The following is a 24,688-nucleotide window of genomic DNA, read 5'->3' on the forward strand; positions in this document are numbered from 1 at the left end:
GCAGGGACGCGAAATGAAAAGCCTGTCATTGGGCTGGCGCACGAACAATTCCTAAAGGGGGGAAAAGCCGGGCCGCCGGGAAAAAGGATCGCTGCGGGCTTGCCCTGCGGCCCGGAACAGGATCGAAGCCAGCCCCTTGCTTCCGCTCCCCGCTCCCGTCATCCGTTCCCTGCGGTTACGCTGGCATGACGGGACCAGGCGAATTCCCGATATTCCTTCATTACTTGCGCCCGCGCTTCAGCAAAGCCAGCCCGTAAATCACCAGCGCCGTGGCGGCAAAAAGGAACCACTGGACGGCGTAAGCGAGGTGGTTGTTGGGAATTTCGGAAGGATCAGGCTTGGCATTGGCCTCCAGTCCGCCGAGCGGCGGATCGGCGATCACGCGCTCGCCATGGTCCCTGTCCGGGGAAAGCGTGCCTACGACGCGGCCGCCGTGCCATTCGACCACGGCAGGCGAATTGCTCCAGCCGATGACGACGTTGCGGTGGGCCTCCCCTTTGAGACGCATCGGAAAGGCGCAATCGAACTGGTGCGCCCAACCGGGTTCGCCATGAGCATTTCGTCCGGCAAGAGGTTGGTCGGGGCCTACCTTCGTGCAGTCGAGCGCTACCTTTCCGTACAAGCCCGGGCCGTCCACAAGCAGGTCGTGCTCAAAATCGACAACCTGCGGGCTGGCCCTGGCGAAGGCATATTCGCGAAGCAGAGCTTCCTTCTGCTGCAACCGATCGAGCTGCCAGAAGCCCAGCTTCACCATGACCGCGACGGCGGCGAGGACGATCAGCGTAGGCACGATGGGGATGCGGGGCATTTGCCGGGTGTCCTGATGCGAGAAGGGCAGCCGAAGCATCACTCCAGCTGCCCTTTCGAAATGGGTGCGATCCTTGCGAAGGATCAGTGAGTCAGCCTCAGTGCGTAGGATAACCCCAGCCGCCCCAGACGTAGACGGCGACGAAGAGGAACAGCCACACGACGTCGACGAAGTGCCAGTACCACGCCGCCGCCTCGAACCCGAAGTGCTGGCGCGGCGTGAAATCGCCGTTGTAGGCGCGCTTCAGGCAGACGATCAGCATGATGGTGCCGACGATCACGTGGAAGCCATGAAAACCCGTCGCCATGTAGAAGGCCGAACCATAAGTGTTCTGACCGAAGGGGAACGGGGCGTGGAGATACTCGTAAGCCTGGATGGTGGAGAACAGCAGGCCAAGCAGGATCGTCGCCCAGAGGCCCTTCTTCAGGCCGTCACGATCGCCATGGATCAGCGAATGGTGCGCCCAGGTCACCGTGGTGCCCGAGCACAGCAGGATCAGCGTGTTGAGCAGCGGCAGCGCGAAAGGATCCATGACCGCCTCGATCGCCTTGGGCGGCCACTGACCGCCCACCACCTCGGCGATGGTCGAGGGGAACAGCGAGAAATCGAAGAAGGCCCAGAACCAGCCGACGAAAAACATCACTTCCGAGGCGATGAACAGGATCATGCCGTAGCGCTGGTGCAACTGCACCACCGGCGTATGATCGCCGGCATGGGCCTCGCCCACGATCTTCGAGAACCACATGAACATCGAGGCCAGCAGGATCGCCAGGCCGAGCCATGGCACGAAGGCCCCGCCCGGCATCTTGTGCATGAACAGCACCATGCCGGTGGTGAACGTCAATGCGCCGATCGTGGTCGCCAGCGGCGCGATGTCCGGCGGAAGGATGTGATAATCGTGGTTCTTGGTACCGGCCATGGCGCCTTCGTCCCCGTTGCTCGAATCTGCCTGTTCGAATCTTTGCGGGGGAGCTTGGTTCCCCCCGTGATTTATTTCTTGGGCAAAGCCTTAACCGCCCGTTTGCTTGCGGTCCAGTGCCTTCGCATCGCCCGCCGTCGCATCGGCGATGCCGGTAACGTGGAAGGTGTAGCTCAGCGTGATCTGCTGCACGTCCTTGTTGTCGGGATCGTTCAGGATGGCCGGATCGACGTAATAGATCACCGGCATCTTCACGGCCTCCCCCGGCTGCAGGGTCTGCGAAGTGAAGCAGAAGCACTGGATCTTGTTGAAGTAGCGCGCCGCCTGCTCGGGCTCCACGTTGAAGCTGGCAGTACCGGTGATGACCTTGCCGGAATCGTTCTTCGCCCAGAACAGCGCCATGTCGCGCTCGCCGATGGTCACCGTATCGGTACGCTGGAGCGGCTTGAACTGCCAGGGCATGCCGCGCTCGACATTGGCGTCGAAGCGGATCGACATCGTCTTGCCCACACCCTGGACAGCGGCGGCCTGCGCCTCGTCGACCCGGCGGGTGGTACCGCCATAACCGGTCACCTGGCAGAAGATCCGGTAAAGCGGCACCGAGGCGAACCCCAGCCCCAGCATTCCTACCGCCATCGACAGGGCGATGAACGCAACACGCCGATTGCTGCGCGTTCCCTTCCCCTCGCCTGCCACCCCGGACATCAGCCCATCTTCGCGATGGAAATCAGGAACACCAGGACCACAAAAGCCGCCAGACTGAGGCCGAGCACCTTGTTGCGGCTGCGGCGGATCTGCTCAGGCGTGCGCGGATCGGCCTGGACGACCTCGCCCTGCGCGGGCTCCGTCTTGCTGGGCTGCGTCATGTCCTCTCCTCAAAGCATGATGAAGCGATCCACCACCAGTGCCGCGAACAGCACAAAGAGGTAGAGAATCGAATAAGCGAAAAGCTGCTTCTCCGGCTTCATCCTGTCCTCGGCCCCGTCGCGTTCGCGCAGACCCACGCGGATCGACAGGAGCAGGAACAGGCCGGACAGCACCAGCGCGGAAATGCCGTAGAAAGCGCCGGTCCCACCGATCCACCAGGGCGCCGCCGTCAGCGGCAGCAGCAGTACGGCATAGGCCAGGATCTGGCGGCGGGTCGACTTTTCGCCGGCCACGACCGGCATCATCGGAATGCCGACCTTGGCGTAGTCACTCTTCACGAACAGGGCCAGCGCCCAGAAGTGCGGCGGCGTCCAGAAGAAGATGATTGCGAACAGAAGTACCGGCATCATGGTGACATGGCCGGTCACCGCGACCCAGCCGATCAGCGGCGGGAAAGCGCCTGCACCACCGCCGATGACGATATTCTGGGGCGTGCGCGGCTTGAGCCAGATAGTGTAGACCACGGAATAATAGAAGATCGAGATGGCAAGGATCGCCGCCGGCAGCCAGCCGACTGCAAAACCCATCAGGAAGACCGAAACCGCGCAGAGCACGCCCGCGAAATCACGCGCGGTCGTGCGATCGAGCCGGCCTTGCGGCAGCGGACGATTCGCCGTGCGCTTCATGCCCGCGTCGAGGTCCGCCTCCCACCACTGGTTGAGCGCAGCGGCACCGCCTGCCCCCATGGCGATGCACAGGATCGCGGTGAAGCCCAATACCGGGTGGATGGCTCCGGGCGCGGCCAGCAGCCCGCACAGGCCGGTGAAGATCACAAGACTGATGACGCGCGGCTTGGTCAGCGCGATCAGGTCGCGCCAGTCGGCCGGAAGCGAGGTCGCGGCCGTCGAAGAAGAACTCGTGGTGGTCATGGTTCCGGGCCCATACACCCGCAGGCCTCCAAAAAGCGAGGCCTGCGTAAACCAGAGCATAAAACCGTGTCCGGACGCCGCCCCGAAAATGGTCCCGAGGCAGCGGCGCGAATGCGGTTTAGTGGTGCGCCGTCTCGCCGATGACAGGCAGCGTCTCGAACTGGTGGAACGGCGGCGGGCTGGTCAGCGTCCACTCCAGCGTAGTGGCGCCTTCCCCCCAGTAGTTGTCCGAGGCCTTCTTGCCGGCGACGAAGGCATAGAGGATGTTCACCAGCCACACCCCGATGCTCACCGCCATGACCATGTAGCCGATCGTGGCGACATAGTTCCAGTGCGCATAGGCCTCGGCATAGTCGGGGTAACGACGTGGCATGCCCTGCAGCCCGAGGAAGTGCATCGGGAAGAAGATCATGTTCACGCCCACAAAGAAGACCCAGAAATGCACGTGGGCCAGGAACTCGGAGTGCATCCGCCCGCTCATCTTCGGGAACCAGTAATAGAAACCCGCAAAGAGCGCCGTTACCGCGCCCAGCGAAAGCACGTAGTGGAAATGCGCGACCACGTAATAGGTGTCATGCACCACGTCGTCGACGCCGCCGTTGGCAAGGTAGACGCCGGTGACGCCGCCCACGGTGAACAGGAAAATGAAGCCGATCGCCCAGACCATCGGGCTCTTGAACTCGACCGAACCGCCCCACATCGTCGCGATCCACGAGAAGATCTTGATACCGGTGGGCACCGCAATCACCATGGTGGCGGCGGTGAAGTACATCTTGGTGTTCACCGAAAGGCCGGTCGCATACATGTGGTGTGCCCAGACGATGAACCCGACCACGCCGATCGCCACCATCGCATAGGCCATGCCCAGGTAACCGAACACCGGCTTCTTCGAGAAGGTCGAGATGATCTGCGAGATGATGCCGAAGCCCGGCAGGATCATGATGTAGACTTCAGGGTGGCCGAAGAACCAGAACAGGTGCTGGTAGAGCACCGGATCACCACCGCCCGCCGGATCGAAGAAGGTCGTGCCGAAATTGCGGTCGGTCAGCAGCATGGTGATCGCTGCGGCCAGGACCGGCAGCGAGAGCAGCAGCAGGAAGGCGGTGACCAGCACCGACCAGACAAACAGCGGCATCTTGTGCATGGTCATGCCAGGCGCGCGCATGTTGAAGATGGTGGTGATGAAGTTGATCGCGCCCATGATCGAGCCGGCACCGGCAAGGTGGAGCGAGAAGATGCCGAAGTCGACCGCCGGGCCCACCGAGCCCGAGGTGGAAAGCGGCGCATAGACGGTCCAGCCGGTTCCCGCGCCCATGCCGGTTCCGCCCGGCACAAAGGCCGAGAACATCAGCGAACAGAAGCCCGCCACCGTCAGCCAGAACGAGATATTGTTCATGCGCGGGAAGGCCATGTCCGGCGCGCCGATCATGATCGGCACGAACCAGTTGCCGAAACCGCCAATGATCGCGGGCATGACCATGAAGAACACCATGATCAGGCCGTGAGCGGTGATCAGCACGTTCCACATGTGCAGGGTGGCATTGAAGTCGTCCGGGTTGTCGCCCACCAGCCTGGCGAAGAAGCCGAGGTACTGGATACCCGGTTCGGCCAGCTCGGCGCGCATCACGCCCGATACGGCGCCGCCGACGATCCCCGCGAAAATCGCGAAGATCAGGTACATCGTGCCGATGTCCTTGTGGTTGGTCGACATGAACCAACGCGCGAAGAAGCTTGGCTTGTGATCGTGATCGGCGTGCCCATGCCCGTCGCCGTGCGCCTGGAAGTGGTCTGCTGTGGTTGCCATGGTCTAGGCCCTGTCCTTCAATTCGCGCTTATTCGGCAGCTGCGGCGGCATCGCCGGCGGGAGCCTGCGATGCTTCCGCCGTGGCGGCTGCGGCCGGTTCGGCCTTGGCAGCGGGAGCCGCCGGTGCGGCCTTGACCCGGCTGTCGATCACGCCGCCGGCGTGGGTCAGGACCCAGGCGTCGTACTGCGGGCGGGGCAGCGCCTCGACCGCGATCGGCATGTAGCCGTGCTTGGCGCCGCACAGTTCGGAACACTGGCCGTAATAGACGCCCGGCTTCTCGACCACGAGGACCTTCTCGTTGATGCGGCCGGGAACTGCGTCAAGCTTGAACCACAGCGAGGGCACGGCGAACGAGTGGATCACGTCGGCCGCGGTAATCTGCAGGCGGATCGGTTCGCCCACCGGCACGACCATGCGGTTGTCGACCTCGAGGTGCGAGGGGCCGTCCCAGGGCTTCGAGCCGACCTCGCGCACGCCGTTGTTGATCACCGGCTGGCCGGGAATGTTCAGCATGTTCGAGACGACTTCGAAATCACCGTTGTCCGGGTAGCCGTAAGTCCAGAACCACTGGTTGCCGGTGACCTTGATGGTCAGCGCGGTCTTGGGCGCGGGCTTGTACTGCTTGGCGATGAGGTCGATCGAGGGAATCGCGATGCCCACCAGGATCAGCACCGGAAGCAGCGTCCACACCACTTCGAGAACGGTGTTGTGGCTGGTCTTCGATGGCACCGGATTGGCACGGCGATTGAACCGCACGACGATGATCAGCAGCAGGATCAGCACGAACAGGCAGATCAGGCCCATCACCCAGAGCAATCCATGGTGGATCCAGGCGCCGTATTCGCCGGTGGGCGAAAACTGCTGCTGCAGCCCCATGGCGCCGGGCACCGGCATGCCGATGCCGGGGGTCGGCTTCATCGGCGTATAGCCGGCCGCCACCGTGCCCGCTGCAGCATCTGCCGCACGCGCGGCCGCAGAGCCGCCGAAAACGGTCGCCAATGCGGAAACTGTCAATCCAAAGGCCCTTGCAGCCTCACCCCAATTACGAACGGTCTTGCCCACTGTCATGGATATAGCGCTTTCCCGTTTTCTTATTCGCGCAAGAGACACGTCTCAGTGAGTCGCCTCCCAAACGCGCACCCCTGTCGCGGAGGCTTTTGCCCCCCTTCTCATGGGGCTATACGCGGCCTTGCCGCTTGTCTCAAGCGCCTCTAGGGGATTTTCGCTCCATGCCGGCGCGATAACGTGCCCGAACATTGCAAATTGCACCAAAGGATTACACCCCGATGCAGGAAGAAGAAGTCCTCGCCGAGTTCCGCGCCAGCAAGGCCTTGCTTGAAGGGCATTTCCTGCTTTCCTCGGGCCGTCACAGCGCACACTACCTGCAGTGCGCGCGCGTGCTGATGAACCCCGACCGGGCCGGGCGACTCGCCGTGGCGATCGCTGCAAAACTCCCCCACGATATTCGCAAGAGCATCGACAAGGTCGTCTCGCCGGCCATGGGCGGCGTCATCATCGGCCAGGAAATGGGCCGCGCGCTGCAAGTCGACGCGATGTTTGTCGAGCGCCCGACCGGGACTTTCGAACTGCGCCGCGGCTTCAGCCTCGAGCCGGGCGACAAAGTGCTGATGGTCGAGGACGTGGTCACCACCGGCCTCTCCAGCCGCGAAGCCATCAAGGCGATCGAGGAAGCCGGCGGCGAAGTGATCGCGGCCGCCTCGCTGGTCGACCGTTCGGGCGGCTCGGTCGATCTCGGCGTGCCGTTCTTCCCGCTCGTCGCGCTGAACTTCCCGACTTACGCGCCCGACGAACTGCCGCCGGAACTGGCCGCCACCCCTGCCGTCAAGCCGGGCAGCCGCGCGAAGCCCTGACGCCTTGCCCCTGGGGCCAGCCCCGGATTCGGACAAATAGCTCGGATAAGCGAATGAACGTCCTGACACCTTCCCGCCTGCGCCTCGGCGTCAATATCGACCACGTCGCCACCATCCGCAACGCGCGCGGCGGCGAGCATCCCGATCCGGCCCGCGCCGCACAGATCGTGGCGCAGGCGGGGGGTGACGGCATCACCGTGCACTTGCGCGAGGACCGCCGCCATATCCGCGACGAGGATCTCGAACGCGTAGCCTCGGCCACCGGGCTGCCGATCAACCTCGAGATGGCGGCGACCGACGAGATGCTGGCCATCGCGCTGCGGCACCGCCCGCACGCGGCCTGCATCGTGCCCGAGCGCCGCGAGGAACGCACGACCGAGGGCGGGCTCGACGCGGCGGGGCAGCACAACCGCCTCGCCCCGATCGTCGCCCGGCTCGCGGACGCGGGCATCCGCGTCAGTCTGTTCATCGCCCCCGAGGCCCGCCAGATCGAGGCGGCGATGAAGCTCGGCGCCCCGGTGGTGGAGTTCCACACCGGTGAATATGCCCATGCCCAAGGCGAACAGGTGGCGGCCGAACTGCGCCGCATCGTCGACATGGCCGCGCTTGCCGCCAAGAACGGCATCGAGCCGCATGCAGGCCACGGCCTCACTTACGAAAACGTCCAGCCGATCGCCGCGATCCCGCAACTCGCCGAACTCAACATCGGCCATTACCTGATCGGCGAAGCGATTTTCACCGGGCTCGACGCGAGCGTGAAGAAGATGCGCATGCTGATGGACGAAGTGCGATGATCATCGGCCTCGGCTCGGACTTGTGCAACATCGAGCGGATCCGCAGTTCGCTCGACCGCTATGGCGAGCGTTTCCTGCAACGCGTCTTCACCGCGGCCGAGCAGGCCAAGGCGGCACGCCGGCCGCACACCGTGGCGGGCACGCTGGCCAAGCGATTCGCAGCCAAGGAAGCGTTCTCCAAGGCGGTTGGCACCGGTTTCAAGGCGGGCGTGTTCATGAAGGACATCGGCGTCGTCAATGCCCCTTCCGGCGCCCCGACACTGGCGCTGACGGGCGGGGCGAAGGACCGGCTCGATGCCATGACTCCCGCCGGTCACGAGGCCTTCATTCACCTCACGCTCACCGACGACCACCCATGGGCCCAGGCCTTCGTGATCATCGAAGCACGCCCCCTCCCTACCTCCTGATACGAGTTTTGCGCCCTGGACATGGCCGACGACATCCCCAAGCCTCCGGCTCCCAAGCCCTCTGCCGATCCGGCCGCCGCCGGGCGCAAGCCGGACAAGGTCAACTGGTTCCAGGAGCTGCGCGGGCTCGCGCTGATGCTGCTGGGCGTGCTGGCGTTCCATTCGCTCTTGGCCAAACCGTTCTACATCCCCTCGATCTCGATGATGCCGAACCTGCTGGTCGGTGACCGGCTGGTCGTGTCGAAGTATCCCTATGGCTGGAACTGGTCCTCGATCAGCTTTCACCTGTTGCCGCGCGGCACCTGGCACCTGTTCGAGCATACCCCCGAATATGGCGACATCGTCATCGTCGTGCCGGGCAACCGCAAGGCCGACCTCATCAAGCGCGTGGTCGCCCGCCCCGGCGACCGTATCGCCGTGATCGACGGCCGCATCCGCCTCAACGGCACCTTCGTGCCGCGCGAAATGGAACCGCCGGTGCGCATTCCCGCCGACGATGCACTACGCTGCGAGGGCGATCCCGAACCTGGCCACTGCTACGACGGCTTCGAGCGTTATCGCACCCGCCTGCCCAGCGGCAAGGAAGTCTACGAGCTGCCGACCTACCGCGAGACCCTGCCCAACGGCGCCCAGTTCGACGTCATCGACTATATCGACCAGGAACTCGACAACTACCACGAGATCACCGTGCCTGCCGGCCACGTCTTCCTGATGGGCGACGACCGTGACCGTTCGGCCGACAGCCGCGCGCCGTTCGAAACCGACATGTTCGGCCAGCCCAGCGGCGGCCTCGGCGGGCCGGTACCGGTCACCGATATCGGCGGCCGCGCCGAGTTCATCACTTTCTCGCTGGACGGCACCCAGACCTGGAACCCGCTGACCTGGTGGAAGGCCCTGCGCAAGGGCCGCAGCTTTACCAGCCTGCGCCCGCCGGTCGATGAGACCAAGGCCTGGAAGTAACGGAAGAGGCAGCCAAGCGATGACCCAGGACACCGTGATCACCACCGGCGCGCTCGAATACCGCGATGCCCTGCCGGAAACCGGCGGCGCGCTGCTGGGGCTCGACCTCGGCACCCAGACCATCGGCACCGCGTTCTGCGATCCCGGCTGGCGCTTCGCCTCGCCCGGCAAGACGATCAAGCGCGGCAAGTTCGGCGCCGACAAGCCCCTGCTCGAGGAACTGATCCGCGAACGGTCGATCAAGGGCATCGTCATCGGCCTGCCGCTCAACATGGACGGCTCTTCGGGCCCCCGCGCGCAGTCGAGCCGGGCCTACGCCCGCAATCTTGCCGTGCTCGGCCTGCCGATCCTGCTGTGGGACGAGCGCTGGTCGACCAGCGGCGCCGAACGCGGGCTGATCGAACAGGACATGAGCCGCGCCAAGCGCGCAACCCGCATCGATTCCGCCGCCGCCGCCGTAATCCTCCAGGGCGCGATCGACGCGCTGGCCGGAGGCATGTTCTAGGCGGCCTGGACACATTGCGTATTACCACGGTTGCCCGGCAAGCTGCGCCAGCAAGGCGCGAAGCCGCAGGAAGAGCGGGCCTCTTTCAAGGCGGAGCAACGCCTGCCCCTTAGCTGGCCTCATCCAGAGCGGCCCGCCTCCGGCCGGCAACCCCCGCAACCAACCGGCTGCCGCATTGCTCCGCCGCCCGCCAGACTGTGTCACGCGCGGCGTCATCACCTGCCTGCGCGGCAAGCGCCTGCCAGGCGACCAGCCGCATCCGCTCGCTGCCATGGTGCCTGCCGAAATGCGCCGCGAGCGCCTCAGCCCCCTCGGCCCCGAGGCCGAGGGCTATGCGCAACAGGCATTCGCTCGGCCCATGGCCGTTCAGGCCTGTGACGTGCCCGCACACGCCGCCACCCTGTCGCTCCCTGACCAGCGCGAAATCGTGCCGGCTGCGCCAGCTCTGCTCGGGATGGGTGTGCTCAAGATCGATGGACAGCGACAGAGCCTCGGGCGGATGGCGTAGCTGCACGTCGCGCTGGCTGCGATAGTGCAGCAGCCGCCCCTGCTCCAGCAATCCGCGGCCGACAAAACGCAGCGCCACACGCTCGCCCGGATAGCCTGCCGGTACGGCCTCCTCGTATTCGTAGTCCTCGCCGAGATAACCGGGCCCGAAATAGCCCAGGGTAAGGACATCCCCGGCAAAGTCGTGCGCCTGCCCGTATCCGCAGGCCGCCGCGCCGCTGCGCTGGAACAGGCGGTCCTGCGCCGGTAGCCAGACCCGGGCGCGGATCAGGAAATGGCCGGGACCGGGAGGAACCAGCATGATCGTGCGCGGCCCGCTGCCGGCCAGGGCATCCGCCCCTTCGGGAGCAGGAGTGAGGCCATCCAGCATGTCTATCAGCATATCGCCGAGGAACTGCCGGTCATTGCCCAGCCGCTGGAGCCAACTGGCCGCGTGGGCGAGGCTTTCCTCCTCGTGCGGATCGAAACCCCAGGTAGCCAGCGCCTCCGCGCATTCGGCCAGCGTTGCCGAGGCGGGATCGCGGCGCGTCATCACCCGCGCCACTGCGCCACCCTTTCGAGTTCGGGCCATTCGCCCAGCAACTGGCCATGGAGACGCCGCGCAGGCACCGAAAGCGCATCGTCATCGCTGGAGGCCAGCGCGCCCAGCAGCACCATCCCGGCCCGCGTATCAAGCCCGAGCGCAGCCTTCAGGGCAGCCCAGCGCAGCGCCTTCGGCCCGTTGCCCCCGGCGATGCGCGACAAGGCCGGTATCGCATCGCGCCGTTCCATCGCGGTGATGGCCGCCATCGCCAGTTCGAGGCGGCTCTGCTCGGCACATGCCGCAGTGCGCCGAACCGTGCCGCCGTCACCGACCGCCCGGACCTGCACCGGCTCATCGCGGAAAAGCGCCCGCTGCAACCGCAGCGCAACAAGTGACCCTTGCACGTGAACCGCCTCGCGTAGGCCGCAGTGCGGCACGACCATGCCGGCCGTGAGCACCAACGGCTCGGACAAGATACCGCCGCCAGCACCTTGCGCCCGCCGGACGAGCCGCTCCGCCCGCGCGCTGCCGCGCAGGACCCTCAGCCAGCTTTCGACCGGCGCGAACTCGGCCGCACGCAACATGCCAGCCCCAGATTCAGGGCCAGCGTCAGGCCCGGTATCGACGTCCCACACCGCCAGCGCCAGACTGGCACGTCCGGAGGAAGCCAGAACAAGCGAGCCGGCAGCGGCTGCATGGCTGTGACGCAGCGGCACTTGCGCCAGCGGCCAGACCGCAAGCCCGGCGACCAGCGCCTGTACCAGATCGCCAACCGCCGCGTCGAAATCGCTGCCTTTGCCCCCCGGCGTTTCCCGGAACGCCAAGGACAGCGCAGGCAGCGCTTCAAGCGCATGCCCGTCGCCGAAACGGCACAGATCCTCCAACAACGGGGCTACGGCGGGCGCGCCGCGCCAGTGCGAAAGCAGCACGGACACGTGCTGCTGCCCCTCGTTCCAGAGATCGTCGCCCGCGCCCGCTCCGAACGCGGTCATTCCGGGCATTCGCGGGTCACTGCGCCCGTCGGTGCGGGCGGACCATGCCATGGATCAGCCCCTCGTATGAAGCTCGTACAGACAGGCGAGGAGATGCGCCCGGTCGTCGTCGATCAATTGCGGGCCCGACAAGTCATCCTGCGCACCGAACAGGGCCGTGGCAAGATCAAGCTCAGGGATCCGGGCCAAGTCGATCTGCGGAAGAGACGAAGATAGCACTTCATTATGCTGCAAGATGTCCCCCTTCAGCCGATTCTCCCGGCCGTTGTTGGTCAAAGGTGCCGCACACCCACTGAATTTGTGAGTTAATTCCTTGAAATTGTAAACCGCAAATGGAATGAAATATATTACGCTACTGCAGGCGAACAAATCGCCGACAAAATAATCACCAAATGGCCGCGTAAATCCAGTCAGATGCCGCGAAATTCAGCAGGTCCGCGAAGAACAACCGTAAGTCCCGCCGCAGTCTTGGCCGAGGCACTCTCATCCTCCGGCACCGGAGCGCGAGCCGCATCAGCCCTGGCCCGGTCCAGTATCGCCGCAGCGACTTCGGGATCATGCCAGACCACATCCGCCTCGCCCAGCCAGCGCGCCTCGCGCAGGGTGAGATCATCGGGATCCTGGCTGCGCAAACGAATGGTCACGCACGCCCCCTGCCGCACTGCCGCTTCCTCCGACAGCCAGCCCTCGACCGCATCGGCGCTGCCCGCCGCCAGCGGGTCGAGCACGCCCCCTGCTCGCAAGGCCTCATCCAGCACCCGGCGACGCTGCGCGGCATCGGGAAACCGGGCCCGCAAGCGCCCGCGCCCGGCATGAAGCGCGCGCGCCAGATGACCGAGCGAGGGCGGCAGAATGGCCTCGAGCCTCAAGCGGACATGCTTGGCAAGCCCCGCCGAGGCACCGCCGGTGCCGATCGCGACCAGCAAGGGCGAACGGTCGAGCACCGAGGGCACCGTAAAATCGCACAAGGCGGGCCGATCCGTGGCATTGACCAGCAGTCCCGCCGCACGGGCCCGCGACGCATCGGCCTCGGCGCGGGCATCCTCCTCGTGGGCGATGAAGGCAAGGCGGGCGCCGGCGGCGATCCCGCTCTCCAGTTCGGCAAAGACCACGGCCCCGGCCCGCTCGACCAGCCGGCGCTTGGCCTCGGCGCCCTCCCCCTCGCCCAGAACAATGACGGGGCGGGCGGAGAGGCGGTGGAACAGGGGCAGGCTGTCGATCATGACCGGACCCTATCGCACCGCCGTGCGCTTGTCGAAACAGTCCCTTACTTCAGCCACTCCGGCACGGTTTCGGCAGCAAGGATCGTCGCAGGCTCGATACGCTCGGCCACGACCGCCCACTTGTCGCCATCGACCATCACCTCGGGAACCAGCGCGCGGCTGTTGTAGGTGTTGGCCATCGTCGCGCCATAGGCCCCGGCGGTACGGAACACCGCGAGGTCACCGGCAGCGACTTCGTCGATCTCGCGGCCCATCGCGAACGTGTCGGAGCTTTCGCAGATCGGGCCAACGATGTTCGCCGTGAAGGTCCGGCCATTGGGCTTCACCGCCAGGAAATCATGCCAGGCATCGTACATGGCGGGGCGGGCGAGGTCGTTCATGGCGGCATCGACCACCACAAAGGGGTTCGCCGTGCCCTGCTTGACGCGCACGACTTCCGTGACCAGCACACCGGAATTGCCGGTGATGACACGGCCCGGTTCGAACATCAGGGTGACGCCCCAGTCCCTGGCGACCGAGGCCACCACGGCGCCGTAGTCCTCCGGGGTGGGCAGCGCATCGCCCGCCTTGTAGGGCACGCCGAGACCGCCGCCGAGGTCCATGTGGGTGACCTTGTGGCCGCCCGCGCGGATCTCCTCCATCAGCGCGCCCATCTTGAGGAAAGCCTGGCGCGAGGGTTCGAGGTCGGAAATCTGGCTGCCGATGTGGACGGCAAGGCCGCGCATGTCGAGGCCCGGCAGCGCCGAAAGGCGGGCGTAGATACCGGCGGCGCGGTCGTAGGAGACGCCGAACTTGTTCTCGGCCTTGCCGGTCGAGATCTTGGCGTGGGTGCGTGCGTCGACATCCGGGTTCACGCGGAGCGCACAGGAGGCGACAAGGCCCAGTTCGGCGGCGATCGCGGCCAGCTCGACGCCCTCTTCCTCGCTCTCGAGGTTGAACTGGCCTATCCCCGCCTTGACCGCCGCGGTCAGTTCGCGGCGGGTCTTGCCGACGCCCGAGAACACCACGTCCGCCGCCGGGATGCCGGCGGCCAGCGCGCGGTTCATCTCACCTTCGGACACGACGTCGGCGCCGTAGCCCTCGCTTGCCAGCAGGCGCAGCACCGCAAGGTTGGGGTTGGACTTGACCGCAAAGGCGATGTGCACGCTGGGCAGCGCCGACAGCGCCTCGCGGAACACCCGGGCATGGCGGCTCAGCGTCGCGCGCGAATAGACGTAGACGGGCGTGCCGACTTCGCGGGCGATTTCGGCCAGCGGCACGTTCTCGGCGAAAAGCTCGCCGTTGTTCAGGTCAAAATGGTCCATGGGGTTCTCGGGCTCAGAGGGTCATTCAGGCGGGGGAAGATCGTAGGGATCGTCCTCGCGCGCTTCCGATCGGGTGCGCAATTCGACGCTGCGTTCCGGAATGGCCAGCGTCGGCGGGGAGAGCAGTTCCATCGGTTTGGGCTGCACGCCCCGGCCATAAGGGGTCGGAGGCAACCGCTCGCCCTGTTTGACCGCCAGCGACGCGCGCTGCCCGCAGCCCGCGAGCGCAGCGGCGAGCACCGGTATCAGGATCAGGGCGGCAGTCTTGCGCATCAAGCTCACTCCAGACCGAGCGCAAGCCGGGCTTCGGCCACGCGCAGGCGTACCTGATCGGGCGCGGTGCCGCCGTGCGACTTGCGCGCGGCAACCGAAGCCTCGACCGAGAGCGCCTTGAATACGCGCTCGTCGATGCGGCTGTCGATGGCCTTGAGGTCTTCAAGCGGCAATTGATCGAGCGCGACGCCGCGCTGTTCGGCCAGCTTGACCGCCGAACCGGTGATGTGGTGCGCTTCGCGGAAGGGAATGTTGCCCTCGCGCACCAGCCAGTCGGCAAGGTCGGTGGCGGTGGCGAAGCCCAGTTCGGCGGCACCGCGCATCCGCTCGGTGCGGAAGCGGGTTTCGGCGACCATGCCGGTCATCGCCGCGATGGACAGCGCCAGCAGCCCGGCGGCCTCGAAGACCGGCGGCTTGTCGTCCTGCATGTCCTTCGAATAGGCGAGCGGCAGCCCCTTCATGGTGATCATCAGGCTGGTCAGGCAGCCGGCGATCCGGCCCGAGTGGCCGCGCACCAGTTCGGCCGCGTCGGGGTTCTTCTTCTGCGGCATGATCGAGCTGCCGGTCGACAGCGAATCGGGCAGCGCCACGAAGCCAAAGGGCTGGCTGGCCCAGATGATGAATTCCTCGGCGAGGCGCGAGAGGTGCAGCGAGCACTGGCTGGCCGCCATCAGGTAATCGAGCGCGAAGTCGCGGTCCGATACCGAATCGAGGCTGTTGTCGGTCGGTCCGTCGAAGCCGAGCGCCTCGGCGGTCATGAAACGGTCGATCGGGAAGCCGGTGCCAGCCAGCGCCGCGGCGCCCAGCGGCGACTTGTTCATGCGCCGCCGCGCATCGGCAAAGCGCGAACGGTCGCGGCCGATCATCTCGTAGTAGGCCATCAGGTGATGACCGAGCGTCACCGGCTGCGCGGTCTGCAGGTGGGTGAAGCCGGGCATGATCGAATCGGCATGTTCGCCGGCGCGGGTGACAAGCGCCTTCTGCAGCGCCTCCAGCCCGGCGTCGGCCTGATCCATGGCATCACGCACCCAGAGGCGGAAATCGGTGGCCACCTGGTCGTTGCGCGAACGCGCCGTGTGCAGGCGGCCCGCCGCCGGACCGATCAGTTCGGCAAGGCGGCCCTCGGTGGTCATGTGGATGTCCTCGAGGTCCCAGTTCTCGGGCACGCCATTGGCTTCGTACTCGGCGGCGACCGTATCGAGGCCGTCGCGGATCGAGGCCGCATCGGCCTCGCTCACCACGCCGCAGGTCGCCAGCATCGCGACGTGCGCCTTGCTGGCCGCGATGTCCTGCCGCCACAGTGCCTTGTCGAAGGGGATCGAGGCATTTATCTCGCGCATGATTGCCGACGGTCCTTCCGCGAACCGTCCGCCCCACATCTGGTTGGAGCCTGCCCCCTTGCTGTCGTCCACTTCGCTCAAGTCGCTTGTCCTGTGTTCACTGGCGGGGGCATCGGCCCTCATGATCGCGGGCTGCGATAGGCAAAGCGGCGCCGACAGTAAAGGAGGGGACACGCAGCCCCAGGCGACCGGATCCGCAGCAGCGGCCCCCAAGCCCGCCGACAAGCTGGACCGTTCGCACAAGGGCGAGCCGATCCCCGACGTCACCCTGGTCGACAATACCGGCGAAAGCCTCAGCCTGCCCTCGCTCAAGGGCAAGCCGCTGCTGGTGAACCTCTGGGCGACCTGGTGCGCGCCCTGCATCGCCGAGATGCCGACGCTGAACGAACTCGCCGCCGATCCCGATTCGCCGGTGCAGGTGCTGCCGATCTCGGAAGACACCGCCGACATGGGCAAGGTCGTCGAGATCCTCCATCGCCGCAAGCTCGACCATATCGAGGCCTGGCAGGACGAGCACGGGGACCTCGGCTTCCAGTACGGCGGCAACCTGCCGGTGACGATCCTGTTCGACAGCCAGGGCAAGGAAGTCTGGCGCTTTTCGGGCGGCAACGACTGGACCAGCGCCGAGGCGAAGAAGCTGATCGCCGAGGCCAGATAAGGCGCAAGGGGCGAAACTCGCCCGCAGGGAGCATGCTTCCTGCGGGTTTCGCTCAATAGGCTTCCGGCCCCCCCGTACCCATGAACCTTGCCAGGTTCATGTGCAGGCTCGCCACCGAGCGTTCCATGTAGGGATTGGGCTGCGCGCCCCGGAAACCGACGTTTTTCATGCCCTGCTGGACTGCCGCCATGTTGGCGAAGTCCTGCTGGAGCACCGGCGGCCAATCGGCAGGCGCGGTGTATTCCCATTCCGTCTCCGGCGCCTCGCCCTCGGGCCAGAGTTCGTAGACGGCGGCCTCGAAGATGCACTTGTCGGGGTCACTGCCATAGGGCCGCGCCTGGTAGCAGAGCATGTTGTTGACCGCGTGGCCGATCTGGAAGTTCGGGAAGATCTGCCAGGCGGTGCCCGCCTGCGCCGTATGCTGCGGGTCCACCGTTGGCCAGATCACGCCGCGCTCGGCGTCTTCCTTGCGCGCGGTGCCGATCCAGTAGGCCGAAACCTCTGCGGCCGGAGTGCCTTCAGGCAGTTCGTCCTTCAGGCGATTGGCCACTTCCACCAGCTTGCGGGTCGTGTTGGTATTGGCGTTGGCCCAGGTGAAGTTCTGCATTTCCGCCGTGGTCAGACGCGGATCCTCGCCGGCGCCGAGGCGCAGCTTGCCGGAGTCCTCTTCCTGTCCCTTGGGCGCGTCGTAGCCGATGTTGGAATGGAGCCCCTGGTTGCGCGCCCAGCCGCGAAACTGGCCGAATTCCATGAATTCCGGGTGCGTGGTGGAGACGTGATAAGTCTCGCAGAAGGCCTCCATCGCGACCTTCCAGTTGCATTCGAACACCACCCACTTGCGCCAGCGCGGGCGCATGTTCTGCAGGCCGTAGGGATCGAGCATGCCCGCCGCCGGGTGCAGATAGTCGGCCAGCGGCATCGCATCGGGGGCGAGATTGATCCAGATCCACCCGCCCCAGGTATCGACTTGAACGACCCCTAAGTCGGCCCTGCCGGCACAGAGACGCCCCTGCCAGTCCTCCTGGTGCTCCAGATAAGTGTTCGCGCCGTCGAGCCCGAAAGTCCAGCCGTGATAGCCGCAGATGAAGCTTCGGCGATGCCCGCGCGCATTGCGTTGTCCGGGCGGGGTATCGACCAGCTTGCGGCCGCGATGCGGGCAGACGTTGTGGAAGGCGTGGATTTCGGTTTCGGAGGCGCGGACCACGATCACCGAATCGTCGACGATGTCGAACGTGAGAAAATCGCCGACCTCGGGAATATCCTCGAGCCGCCCGGCCTGAAGCCAGACCTTGCGCCACAGCTTGTCCCGCTCGGCCCTGGCGTAGTCCGGCGAGATATAGGCCTCGGCCGGGACACGCAGCGGCACGGTCAGGTCCTCGGCCGACTGCACGATCCTGCCTTCTTCACCCATCGCTATTTTCCCAATTCCGTACCGATCCGATTTGCGGCCGTTATCCCATTATTCGCATGCCAGGCCAATCGCCGGGGCGTATTTGCGGTCTCCGCGCGGCAGGGTGCCGATGGCGATGCTGCTGGCGCCCATCGCGGCGATGGCAAGGTAGAGGAACATCGCGTAGCTGCCGGTCCGGTCATGGATCAGCGCCGCCACCAGCGGGCCCAGCGCCGTGCCGATCGAGAGCGCCGCCAGCACGCCGCCGTAGAGCCCGCCGAAGTTCCTGAGGCCGAAGTGCCGGGTGATCAGGTAGACCACCACGTCGATCTCCGCCCCCAGCGTCAGCCCGACCAGCCCGGAGGCGAGCACGAGCGCCACAAACGAGGTGCCCGATCCCAGCAGCAGCAGGCAGCCGATCACCGGCAGCAGGAACACCGCCGCGCCCACCAGCGAGGCGGGGAAACGGTCCAGCAGCACGCCCGTCCCCAATCGCCCGGCCAGCGAGAACCAGCCGACAAACGAGGCGATCGCCGCCGCCGTCATCGCATCCGCGCCCCGGTCGCCGAGGATCGAGACGAAGTGCACGACCAGGGCGATGATCGTGAAGGTGAACAGCAGGCTGGCCACGAACAGGCGGTGGTAGACGCTGGAGCGCAACCCTTCGCCCAGCGAAGCGCCGGGAAGATCACGCCGGGCAGGCCCCGGATCGCCATGCCTGCCGCGATCGTGTGCACCGCGGAAGAACAGGAAAATCACCGGCGCCGCGACCAGGAACCACAGCCCGCCGTGCACCGCAAAGGCCAGGCGCCAGCCGAACGTCCTGATCGCCCATGTCCCCAGGATCGGGAACAGCCCCGCCGCGATCGAGGCGCCGCAGAGCGTCACCGCCAGCGCCAGCCCGCGCGAAAGCGCGAAGCGCGAGGCCACCGCGCTGGTCCAGACCGAGGCCTGCACCGGCAGCGAGACCAGCGCGACAAGGCCCCAGAGCAGATACCACTGCGACAGGCTGCCCCCCACCGTGCCGAGCAGCGCGAAGGCCAGGGTGAGCAGCGCCATGCCGACCACGCCGAAACGGCGCGGGCCGAAGCGGTCGACCGCAAGGCCGATGAAGATGCCGCCCACGGCCTGTACCAATGTGGCGATGGTCAGCCCGAAGGTCACTTCGGTGCGGCTCCACCCCATCGCTTCGGCCACCGGGCCGATGTAGGGCCCGATGCCGTAGATATGGATCACGCTGGTCGCGTAGCCGAGACCGGCCGCCACCGGCACCAGCCCGAACCGGCGCCACTCGTCTCGCGCTGTTGGCGAGGCCGTCACGTCAGTCACCATAGGAAAGCCCGACCCGCGTCGCCTCGCCATTCGGGCCCATCGGCGAATCGTGCTCGATGCAGGTGCAGACCGGATTGGCGTGGCTGGCGAACAGCTTTTCCTCGTCCGCCATGGTCATCGGCAGGCGCGCGGGATCGCTGATGATCGCCTGCGAGCGTTCGAAATCCTCGCGGCTGTTCCACCAGATCTCCATCACGCAGTCGTAGCCGGGATCGTGGACTTCGCCGGTGATCGGGTTCTTTTCCGGCACCAGATAGCGCCGCACATAACGCACCGCGCCGGGGATCGCCGGCGCCGCGCCCATCTTCCTGGCAAGCTGCGCGTGCTGGTTCTCGTAGTAGTCCATGAACGCGTCCATGGTCATGTCCGGCCGCTTGCGGAAAAAGCAGAGCTGCTTGAGCATGATTATCCTCCCTTGACGATCCGGCGCAGCCGGATCGAGGCGGCACCGGCCCGCTCCCCCACCCGACCTCCCACGAGTCTATCCTGATGGGAGGTCGGGTGGGGGAGCGGGCCGGTGCCGCAATTCTTCACGAAGACGTGCTCCTGAGTGCGAGCACGGAGCCTTCGAGATCACCGCAGATCCACACGGTGCCGTCCGGCCCGACATCGAGCCCGGTCATGTTGCCCATCGGCCCGCACATATGGCCCACGCCGCCGAGCGGCCTGGGATCGGTGCCTTCCGGCGGCCCGACCGGCAGCCCCTGCGCGATCACTTCGCGCCCGCCGCCCGAAAGGTCCGACTGCACCACCTCACGGCGCTTCACATCGAGCACGGTGATCCGGCCATCGCGAATGGCCAGCCCCTCGGGCCGCGCGAGATCCTCGATCACCGCTTCCGCGCGGCCGCCGACCAGCCTGACCACCCGGCCCGCGCCGCTTTCCGCGACATGGACGGTGCCGTCCCCGGCCACCGCCACGCCCTTGGGACGGTCGAGCCCGCAGGCCAGTTCCTCCAACTTGCCGCCCGCAACCGAATGGACCTTGCCGGTGCCATATTCGGCAAAGACCACCGCGCCCGAGGGGGCCATGGCCACGCCCATCAACTGGTCGAACCCGCTGGCCAGCAGTTCCATCGAGGGGCCGGCGGGATGGAACTTCGCGACTTCGCCATTGGCGGTCGTCACGATCATCTCGCCCGCCCCCGCCGCGACCACGCCGCGCGAATATCCGGGGAAGTTCGGGCTGAACAGCATGCCTTCCAGCTTCACCGCCTCGCCCGGGCGCAGCGAGAAGACGAAGCCGCCGTCGGCGATCCACAGCACGCCGTCCGCGCCCATCGAGACATCGAGCGGCCATTGCAGGCCCTTCTCGATCAGCGGCTTCACCAGACCGCCCGCCGCCTTGGGCGTGGTGATCTCGTGGATGGAACCCAGAATGTGCGAGATGAACAGCCGCTCGCCCACGAAAGTGCAGTTGTCCAGCCCGGCGCCGATGTCGGCCAGCACCGTCTTCGCACCCGTGCGCGGGTCGATGCGCAGCACCTGGCCGCTGGCGACCTGGGTGGAGACGATCATGCCCTCTGCATCGAACTTCACCGAATCGGGCACGCCGAGATCGCCGCAGACCACTTCGGGTTCGCCGCTGCCGTCCAGATTGACGCGCCAGATCGCATTGGCCCCCATCACCGGCATGTAGAGCTTGCCGTCCGGCCCCACTTCGAAGGCGTTGGGCATCGGCACATTGTCCGCGATCACCCGCGGCGCGCCGCCGTTGCGATCGAGTTCGAGCACGCGCGCGCCCATTTCGCAGCCGCCCGCGATCAGGCGGCCCTGCGAATAGGTGATCGGATTGGCGACGGGCAGGTCGCCGCAGACGACCGCGCTGGTGCCGTCCGGGCGCAGCACGGAAACGCGGCCTTCGGTGATCTCGGTGGCATAGAGGTTGCCCGCCTCGTCGAAGGCGAGATCGTCAGGCGCGGTGATGCCGCCGCCCATCGGGCTGATCACTTCCACCGCGCCGGTGCCGGGATCGACCGCGCTGATCTGGCTGCCGCCGACTTGCGCGACATAGATGCGCCCATCGGCCCCGGTGCGCAGCCCGTTGGCGCCGTAGAGGCGCGTCGGCGGCGTCATGCGGTGCAGTGTCCAGCCTTCGGCGGGACGGGCGGAAACGGCGCCGTGGTTGCGTCCTGCGGGTGCGAGCATCGTCGGAAATGTCCTCTCGTCCGGCGCTCTTGCGGCCGTTCTTTTCGCCTGGAGCCTATCCAGCGTGTCCGGCCCAGGCAACGCGGCGCCCCGGCCGGGAGGCCTTCGGATGCGCACTATCGCCCCGGCGACGTTGGCACGGCTTTGTTCGATTGCCCCGCCCTCTCCCGTGCGCATATTCGATCGTCAGACGAAAAAGAGACCGCCCGGTCAGGCGCGGGCAACCGGAGAGAGATCCATGGAAGAGATGCGCTTTGCCCCTTTGCGCTTTGACGGCCGTGTTGCCGTGATCACCGGAGCCGGACGCGGGCTTGGCCGCGCCTATGCGCTGCTGCTGGCCGCGCGCGGGGCCAAAGTGGTGGTCAACGATCTGGGCGGCGCGATCCGGGGCGATCTCGATGCACCGGGCGCGGATGTGAGCGTGGCGCAGAGCGTGGTGGACGAGATCGTGGCCGCCGGCGGCGAGGCGATTGCCAACACCGATTCGGTCGCCACGCCCGAAGGCGGCAAGGCCATCGTCCAGGCGGCGCTCGACCAGTGGGGCCGGATCGACGTGCTGGTCCACAATGCCGGCAACGTGCGCTACGGATCGATCCGCGAGCTTTCCGGCGGCGACCTCCACGCCGTGCTCGACGTGCATCTGCTGGGCGCGTTCCATGTGGTGCAGGCCGCGTTCGGGCCGATGTGCGATGCCGGATACGGGCGCATCGTGCTGACCAGTTCGGTCGGCGGGCTCTACGGCAACGCGCGCTGCGTCAACTACGGCATGTCGAAGTCGGCGATGCTCGGCCTCAGCAATATCGCCGCGCTGGAGGGCGAGGCACACGACGTGAAGTGCAACGTGATCGTGCCCGGCGCGGTGACGCGCATGGCCGAGGGGCTGGACATCTCGCAGTACCCGCCGATGGAGCCCGAACTGGTGGCCCCGGTGGTCGGCTGGCTGGCGCACGAAGATTGCCCGGTGACCGGCGAGATGATCGCCTCGATGGCGGGCCGGGTGGCGCGGATGTTCGTGGCGGAAACCGAGGGCGTCTACCGGCCGCACTGGACCATCGAGGATGTCGCGGCGGCTTCGGAAGAGTTCCACGACAAGGCGAAGCTGCACGATTTCGGCCTGCACGGGCATGTCGATCACATCGGTTATTCGTTCAAAATGGCGACCGCCGGTGTCGAGGCCTGATGCCGCGCCCAGCCATCACTAATGAACAACACTGTTGACAACTAACGGACCGATACGCCAGATTCAGCGGTAACGGGCGACCGGAGCAGAGTCGCCGCCAAGAGGATGCCCAGTCGATGGAAATGACCTGCCTCAAGACCGATGTGCCTGCCCCCGAAGAACTCGATATCCCGGCGCTGAAGGCCCGGTATCGTCAGGAGCGCGACAAGCGCATGCGGCGCGAGGGCGGCGAGCAGTACGTGCGGCCGACCGACGACTTTTCGGACAACTACACCCACGACCCCTTCACCCCGGTGGCCGAGCGCGAGCCGCTGGTCGAGGATATCGACGTCGCCATCCTCGGCGCCGGGTTCTCGGGCATCCTCGCGGGCTATCACCTGCGTGAGGCTGGCGTCACCAACGTGCGCAACATCGATCACGCGGGCGGCTTCGGCGGCGTCTGGTACTGGAACCGCTATCCCGGCGTGCAGTGCGACAACGATGCCTACTGCTACCTGCCGCTGCTCGAAGAGACGGGCTTCATGCCCAGCAAGAAGTTCTCGGACGGCTGGGAAATCCAGCAGTACTGCCAGGACATGGCCGAGCGGTTCGAGCTTGCCGACAAGGCGCTGTTCCACACGCTGGTCACCGGTATCCGCTGGGACGAGGGGCTGAAGCGCTGGCACGTGACCACCAATCGCGGCGACGACATCCGCGCCCGCTTCGTGGTGATGGCCGGCGGCGTGATGAACATGCCCAAGCTGCCCGGCATTCCCGGCATTCACGACTTCAAGGGCAAGATGTTCCACACCAGCCGCTGGGAGCATGACTATACCGGCGGATCGTGGGAACGGCCGGAGCTGGAAAAGCTGCGCGACAAGCGTGTCGCCATCGTCGGCACCGGGGCGACCGCGGTCCAGGCGGTGCCCTATCTCGCCAAATATGCCAAGCACCTCTACGTGCTGCAGCGCACCCCGTCGAACATCGACGAGCGGCCCAATCCGCCGACCGATGCCGCATGGGCGGCCTCGCTCCAGCCGGGCTGGCAGCAGGAGCGCATGGCGAACTTCCACCGCGCCGCGCAAGCCTTCTTCCTGCCCGGCGAACCGGACCTCATCTGCGACATCTGGACCGAGATCAGCCGCAACCTCGCCATCGAACTTTCCGAGGAAGGCTGGCCCGCGCTCGATCCGCTGGAGTTCATGGACCGGCGCGAAGTGGTGGACTTCCAGGTGATGGAACGCCTGCGCCGCCGCGTGGACGCGATCGTCGAGGACAAGGACACGGCAGAGAAGCTGAAGCCCTGGTTCCGCTTCATGTGCAAGCGGCCGCTATCCAACAACGAATACTACCCCGCCTTCAACCGGCCCAACGTCACGCTGGTCGATGTTTCGGCGACGCAGGGCGTGGAACGCATGACCGAGAAGGGCTTCATCGCCGACGGCGTGGAGCACGAGGTCGACCTGATGATCTTCGCCTCGGGCTTCGAGGTGACCAGCGACCTGAAGCGCCGCTGGGGCATCGATACGGTGGAAGGGCGCGGCGGCACGTCGATCTACGACCACTGGCCGGACGGCGCGCGCACGTTCCACGGCGTCATCACCGACGAATTCCCGGCGATGTTCACCATGGGCTACATCCAGGGCGCGACGAACTCCTCCACCACCGAGCAGTTCGGGCGGCAGGCGGAGCACATCGCCTTCATGGTGGGCGAGACGCTGCGCCGGGGCGCCAGCACGATTTCGGCCACGAAGCAGGGTGTCGACGGCTACTGCGCGCACTGCAAGGAAAACGAGGTCGACATGTCCGGCTTCCAGAACGAGTGCACGCCCAGCTACTTCAACAACGAGGGCGAGAAGAACCCCAAGTGGGCCCTGTTCCGCGGCTATCTGGCCGGCTGGGACGCCTTCCGCCAGATGCTGGCCGACTGGCGCGCCAGCAAGGACCTGGCCGGGGTGACGTTCGAAGCCTGATC

At 66.2% G+C, this 24,688-nt stretch carries 26 protein-coding genes; 8 read left to right on the forward strand and 18 right to left on the reverse strand.

All coding sequences use genetic code 11. From position 1 onward, the window contains the following. Positions 1 to 220: 220 nt before the first annotated feature. From DM450_RS13850 to coxB, 7 genes are all read right to left on the reverse strand, one after another. Entirely contained in the window at positions 221 to 808 is a 588-nt protein-coding gene (locus DM450_RS13850; protein ID WP_142635719.1) for an SURF1 family cytochrome oxidase biogenesis protein, read from the reverse strand. Positions 809 to 905: 97 nt separating this feature from the next. Continuing rightward, positions 906 to 1,727 carry a cytochrome c oxidase subunit 3 gene (locus DM450_RS13855; protein WP_142635721.1) on the reverse strand — a complete coding sequence of 274 codons (822 nt, stop codon included), beginning with the start codon at positions 1,725 to 1,727 and terminating at the stop codon, positions 906 to 908. Between the two features lie 90 nt (positions 1,728 to 1,817). Next, positions 1,818 to 2,432 (reverse strand): cytochrome c oxidase assembly protein, encoded by a 615-nt coding sequence (locus DM450_RS13860; protein WP_142635723.1) that lies wholly within the window; start codon positions 2,430 to 2,432, stop codon positions 1,818 to 1,820. Next, complete coding sequence (locus DM450_RS25855) at positions 2,432 to 2,593, reverse strand: hypothetical protein (protein ID WP_185928612.1); 162 nt, start codon at positions 2,591 to 2,593, stop codon at positions 2,432 to 2,434. Before DM450_RS25855 ends, DM450_RS13860 begins: the two co-directional genes overlap by 1 nt. Positions 2,594 to 2,602: 9 nt before the next feature. Continuing rightward, positions 2,603 to 3,523 (reverse strand): heme o synthase, encoded by a 921-nt coding sequence (locus DM450_RS13865; RefSeq protein ID WP_142635725.1) that lies wholly within the window; start codon positions 3,521 to 3,523, stop codon positions 2,603 to 2,605. A gap of 118 nt (positions 3,524 to 3,641) precedes the next feature. Beyond that, on the reverse strand, positions 3,642 to 5,327 hold the full coding sequence (gene ctaD, locus DM450_RS13870; RefSeq protein WP_142635727.1) for a cytochrome c oxidase subunit I: 1,686 nt from the start codon (positions 5,325 to 5,327) through the stop codon (positions 3,642 to 3,644). Between the two features lie 28 nt (positions 5,328 to 5,355). Further along, positions 5,356 to 6,396: a cytochrome c oxidase subunit II gene (gene coxB, locus DM450_RS13875; RefSeq protein WP_142635730.1), complete on the reverse strand. Its 1,041-nt coding sequence runs from the start codon at positions 6,394 to 6,396 to the stop codon at positions 5,356 to 5,358. 218 nt (positions 6,397 to 6,614) lie between these two features. On the opposite strand from coxB, the gene pyrE reads away from it, so the two are divergent. From pyrE to ruvX, 5 genes are read left to right on the forward strand one after another with little or no spacing between them, the layout of a single operon-like run. Further along, entirely contained in the window at positions 6,615 to 7,199 is a 585-nt protein-coding gene (gene pyrE / locus DM450_RS13880) for an orotate phosphoribosyltransferase (protein ID WP_142635732.1), read from the forward strand. A 53-nt stretch (positions 7,200 to 7,252) separates the two neighbouring features. Beyond that, positions 7,253 to 7,993 carry a pyridoxine 5'-phosphate synthase gene (locus DM450_RS13885; protein WP_142635734.1) on the forward strand — a complete coding sequence of 247 codons (741 nt, stop codon included), beginning with the start codon at positions 7,253 to 7,255 and terminating at the stop codon, positions 7,991 to 7,993. Then, complete coding sequence (gene acpS / locus DM450_RS13890) at positions 7,990 to 8,400, forward strand: holo-ACP synthase (protein ID WP_142635736.1); 411 nt, start codon at positions 7,990 to 7,992, stop codon at positions 8,398 to 8,400. The genes DM450_RS13885 and acpS overlap by 4 nt, the downstream gene beginning before the upstream one ends. 21 nt (positions 8,401 to 8,421) lie before the next feature. Continuing rightward, complete coding sequence (lepB, locus tag DM450_RS13895) at positions 8,422 to 9,360, forward strand: signal peptidase I (protein ID WP_142635738.1); 939 nt, start codon at positions 8,422 to 8,424, stop codon at positions 9,358 to 9,360. Between the two features lie 19 nt (positions 9,361 to 9,379). Continuing rightward, positions 9,380 to 9,865: a Holliday junction resolvase RuvX gene (gene ruvX, locus DM450_RS13900; protein ID WP_142635740.1), complete on the forward strand. Its 486-nt coding sequence runs from the start codon at positions 9,380 to 9,382 to the stop codon at positions 9,863 to 9,865. A 109-nt stretch (positions 9,866 to 9,974) separates the two neighbouring features. On the opposite strand, the gene DM450_RS13905 is transcribed toward ruvX, so the two are convergent. The 7 genes from DM450_RS13905 to argH form a co-directional block, all read right to left on the reverse strand. After that, positions 9,975 to 10,904 carry a transposase gene (locus tag DM450_RS13905; RefSeq protein WP_260609865.1) on the reverse strand — a complete coding sequence of 310 codons (930 nt, stop codon included), beginning with the start codon at positions 10,902 to 10,904 and terminating at the stop codon, positions 9,975 to 9,977. Then, complete coding sequence (locus DM450_RS13910) at positions 10,904 to 11,887, reverse strand: hypothetical protein (protein ID WP_142635744.1); 984 nt, start codon at positions 11,885 to 11,887, stop codon at positions 10,904 to 10,906. Before DM450_RS13910 ends, DM450_RS13905 begins: the two co-directional genes overlap by 1 nt. Positions 11,888 to 11,941: 54 nt before the next feature. Further along, positions 11,942 to 12,076 carry a hypothetical protein gene (locus DM450_RS26225; RefSeq protein ID WP_260609866.1) on the reverse strand — a complete coding sequence of 45 codons (135 nt, stop codon included), beginning with the start codon at positions 12,074 to 12,076 and terminating at the stop codon, positions 11,942 to 11,944. A 221-nt stretch (positions 12,077 to 12,297) separates the two neighbouring features. Next, complete coding sequence (locus DM450_RS13915; RefSeq protein ID WP_142635746.1) at positions 12,298 to 13,110, reverse strand: bifunctional precorrin-2 dehydrogenase/sirohydrochlorin ferrochelatase; 813 nt, start codon at positions 13,108 to 13,110, stop codon at positions 12,298 to 12,300. A 44-nt stretch (positions 13,111 to 13,154) separates the two neighbouring features. Beyond that, complete coding sequence (gene lysA / locus DM450_RS13920) at positions 13,155 to 14,414, reverse strand: diaminopimelate decarboxylase (RefSeq protein ID WP_142635748.1); 1,260 nt, start codon at positions 14,412 to 14,414, stop codon at positions 13,155 to 13,157. A gap of 21 nt (positions 14,415 to 14,435) precedes the next feature. Next, on the reverse strand, positions 14,436 to 14,687 hold the full coding sequence (locus tag DM450_RS13925; protein ID WP_142635751.1) for a hypothetical protein: 252 nt from the start codon (positions 14,685 to 14,687) through the stop codon (positions 14,436 to 14,438). A gap of 5 nt (positions 14,688 to 14,692) precedes the next feature. Next, positions 14,693 to 16,066: an argininosuccinate lyase gene (argH, locus tag DM450_RS13930; RefSeq protein WP_142637916.1), complete on the reverse strand. Its 1,374-nt coding sequence runs from the start codon at positions 16,064 to 16,066 to the stop codon at positions 14,693 to 14,695. 19 nt (positions 16,067 to 16,085) lie between these two features. On the opposite strand from argH, the gene DM450_RS13935 reads away from it, so the two are divergent. Then, a complete protein-coding gene (locus tag DM450_RS13935; RefSeq protein ID WP_142635753.1) occupies positions 16,086 to 16,685 on the forward strand; it encodes a TlpA family protein disulfide reductase in 600 nt (199 codons plus the stop codon). Between the two features lie 52 nt (positions 16,686 to 16,737). Here the strand turns inward: DM450_RS13935 and DM450_RS13940 are convergent, their stop codons facing one another. The 4 genes from DM450_RS13940 to DM450_RS13955 all read right to left on the reverse strand — a co-directional run bounded on the left by DM450_RS13940 (position 16,738) and on the right by DM450_RS13955 (position 21,554). Further along, the gene (locus DM450_RS13940) at positions 16,738 to 18,096 is read right to left on the reverse strand and encodes an aromatic ring-hydroxylating oxygenase subunit alpha (protein WP_142635755.1); all 1,359 of its coding nucleotides are present in this window, start codon (positions 18,094 to 18,096) and stop codon (positions 16,738 to 16,740) included. Between the two features lie 48 nt (positions 18,097 to 18,144). Continuing rightward, a complete protein-coding gene (locus DM450_RS13945) occupies positions 18,145 to 19,407 on the reverse strand; it encodes an MFS transporter (RefSeq protein ID WP_142635757.1) in 1,263 nt (420 codons plus the stop codon). After that, positions 19,397 to 19,810, reverse strand: a complete 414-nt coding sequence (locus tag DM450_RS13950; protein ID WP_142635759.1) for an EthD domain-containing protein — start codon at positions 19,808 to 19,810, stop codon at positions 19,397 to 19,399. The genes DM450_RS13945 and DM450_RS13950 overlap by 11 nt, the downstream gene beginning before the upstream one ends. A 127-nt stretch (positions 19,811 to 19,937) precedes the next feature. After that, positions 19,938 to 21,554: an SMP-30/gluconolactonase/LRE family protein gene (locus DM450_RS13955; RefSeq protein ID WP_142635761.1), complete on the reverse strand. Its 1,617-nt coding sequence runs from the start codon at positions 21,552 to 21,554 to the stop codon at positions 19,938 to 19,940. 238 nt (positions 21,555 to 21,792) lie between these two features. Between DM450_RS13955 and DM450_RS13960 the strand changes: the two genes are divergently transcribed. Beyond that, entirely contained in the window at positions 21,793 to 22,734 is a 942-nt protein-coding gene (locus DM450_RS13960) for an SDR family NAD(P)-dependent oxidoreductase (protein ID WP_260609867.1), read from the forward strand. Between the two features lie 116 nt (positions 22,735 to 22,850). Continuing rightward, complete coding sequence (locus DM450_RS13965; protein ID WP_260609868.1) at positions 22,851 to 24,686, forward strand: flavin-containing monooxygenase; 1,836 nt, start codon at positions 22,851 to 22,853, stop codon at positions 24,684 to 24,686. Positions 24,687 to 24,688: the final 2 nt, after the last annotated feature.

The sequence above is a fragment of the Sphingomonas sp. IC081 genome (assembly GCF_006874585.1).
Classification (GTDB): Bacteria; Pseudomonadota; Alphaproteobacteria; order Sphingomonadales; family Sphingomonadaceae; genus Novosphingobium.

Excerpts from the sequence above, each read along its gene's own strand:
- DM450_RS13850 (WP_142635719.1), bottom strand. The coding sequence starts at position 808 with ATGCCCCGCATCCCCATCGTGCCTACGCTGATCGTCCTCGCCGCCGTC.
- DM450_RS13855 (WP_142635721.1), bottom strand. The coding sequence starts at position 1,727 with ATGGCCGGTACCAAGAACCACGATTATCACATCCTTCCGCCGGACATC.
- DM450_RS13860 (WP_142635723.1), bottom strand. The coding sequence starts at position 2,432 with ATGTCCGGGGTGGCAGGCGAGGGGAAGGGAACGCGCAGCAATCGGCGT.
- DM450_RS25855 (WP_185928612.1), bottom strand. The coding sequence starts at position 2,593 with ATGACGCAGCCCAGCAAGACGGAGCCCGCGCAGGGCGAGGTCGTCCAG.
- DM450_RS13865 (WP_142635725.1), bottom strand. The coding sequence starts at position 3,523 with ATGACCACCACGAGTTCTTCTTCGACGGCCGCGACCTCGCTTCCGGCC.
- ctaD (WP_142635727.1), bottom strand. The coding sequence starts at position 5,327 with ATGGCAACCACAGCAGACCACTTCCAGGCGCACGGCGACGGGCATGGG.
- coxB (WP_142635730.1), bottom strand. The coding sequence starts at position 6,396 with ATGACAGTGGGCAAGACCGTTCGTAATTGGGGTGAGGCTGCAAGGGCC.
- pyrE (WP_142635732.1), top strand. The coding sequence starts at position 6,615 with ATGCAGGAAGAAGAAGTCCTCGCCGAGTTCCGCGCCAGCAAGGCCTTG.
- DM450_RS13885 (WP_142635734.1), top strand. The coding sequence starts at position 7,253 with ATGAACGTCCTGACACCTTCCCGCCTGCGCCTCGGCGTCAATATCGAC.
- acpS (WP_142635736.1), top strand. The coding sequence starts at position 7,990 with ATGATCATCGGCCTCGGCTCGGACTTGTGCAACATCGAGCGGATCCGC.
- lepB (WP_142635738.1), top strand. The coding sequence starts at position 8,422 with ATGGCCGACGACATCCCCAAGCCTCCGGCTCCCAAGCCCTCTGCCGAT.
- ruvX (WP_142635740.1), top strand. The coding sequence starts at position 9,380 with ATGACCCAGGACACCGTGATCACCACCGGCGCGCTCGAATACCGCGAT.
- DM450_RS13905 (WP_260609865.1), bottom strand. The coding sequence starts at position 10,904 with ATGACGCGCCGCGATCCCGCCTCGGCAACGCTGGCCGAATGCGCGGAG.
- DM450_RS13910 (WP_142635744.1), bottom strand. The coding sequence starts at position 11,887 with ATGACCGCGTTCGGAGCGGGCGCGGGCGACGATCTCTGGAACGAGGGG.
- DM450_RS13915 (WP_142635746.1), bottom strand. The coding sequence starts at position 13,110 with ATGATCGACAGCCTGCCCCTGTTCCACCGCCTCTCCGCCCGCCCCGTC.
- lysA (WP_142635748.1), bottom strand. The coding sequence starts at position 14,414 with ATGGACCATTTTGACCTGAACAACGGCGAGCTTTTCGCCGAGAACGTG.
- DM450_RS13925 (WP_142635751.1), bottom strand. The coding sequence starts at position 14,687 with ATGCGCAAGACTGCCGCCCTGATCCTGATACCGGTGCTCGCCGCTGCG.
- argH (WP_142637916.1), bottom strand. The coding sequence starts at position 16,066 with ATGTGGGGCGGACGGTTCGCGGAAGGACCGTCGGCAATCATGCGCGAG.
- DM450_RS13940 (WP_142635755.1), bottom strand. The coding sequence starts at position 18,096 with ATGGGTGAAGAAGGCAGGATCGTGCAGTCGGCCGAGGACCTGACCGTG.
- DM450_RS13945 (WP_142635757.1), bottom strand. The coding sequence starts at position 19,407 with ATGGTGACTGACGTGACGGCCTCGCCAACAGCGCGAGACGAGTGGCGC.
- DM450_RS13950 (WP_142635759.1), bottom strand. The coding sequence starts at position 19,810 with ATGCTCAAGCAGCTCTGCTTTTTCCGCAAGCGGCCGGACATGACCATG.
- DM450_RS13955 (WP_142635761.1), bottom strand. The coding sequence starts at position 21,554 with ATGCTCGCACCCGCAGGACGCAACCACGGCGCCGTTTCCGCCCGTCCC.
- DM450_RS13960 (WP_260609867.1), top strand. The coding sequence starts at position 21,793 with ATGGAAGAGATGCGCTTTGCCCCTTTGCGCTTTGACGGCCGTGTTGCC.
- DM450_RS13965 (WP_260609868.1), top strand. The coding sequence starts at position 22,851 with ATGGAAATGACCTGCCTCAAGACCGATGTGCCTGCCCCCGAAGAACTC.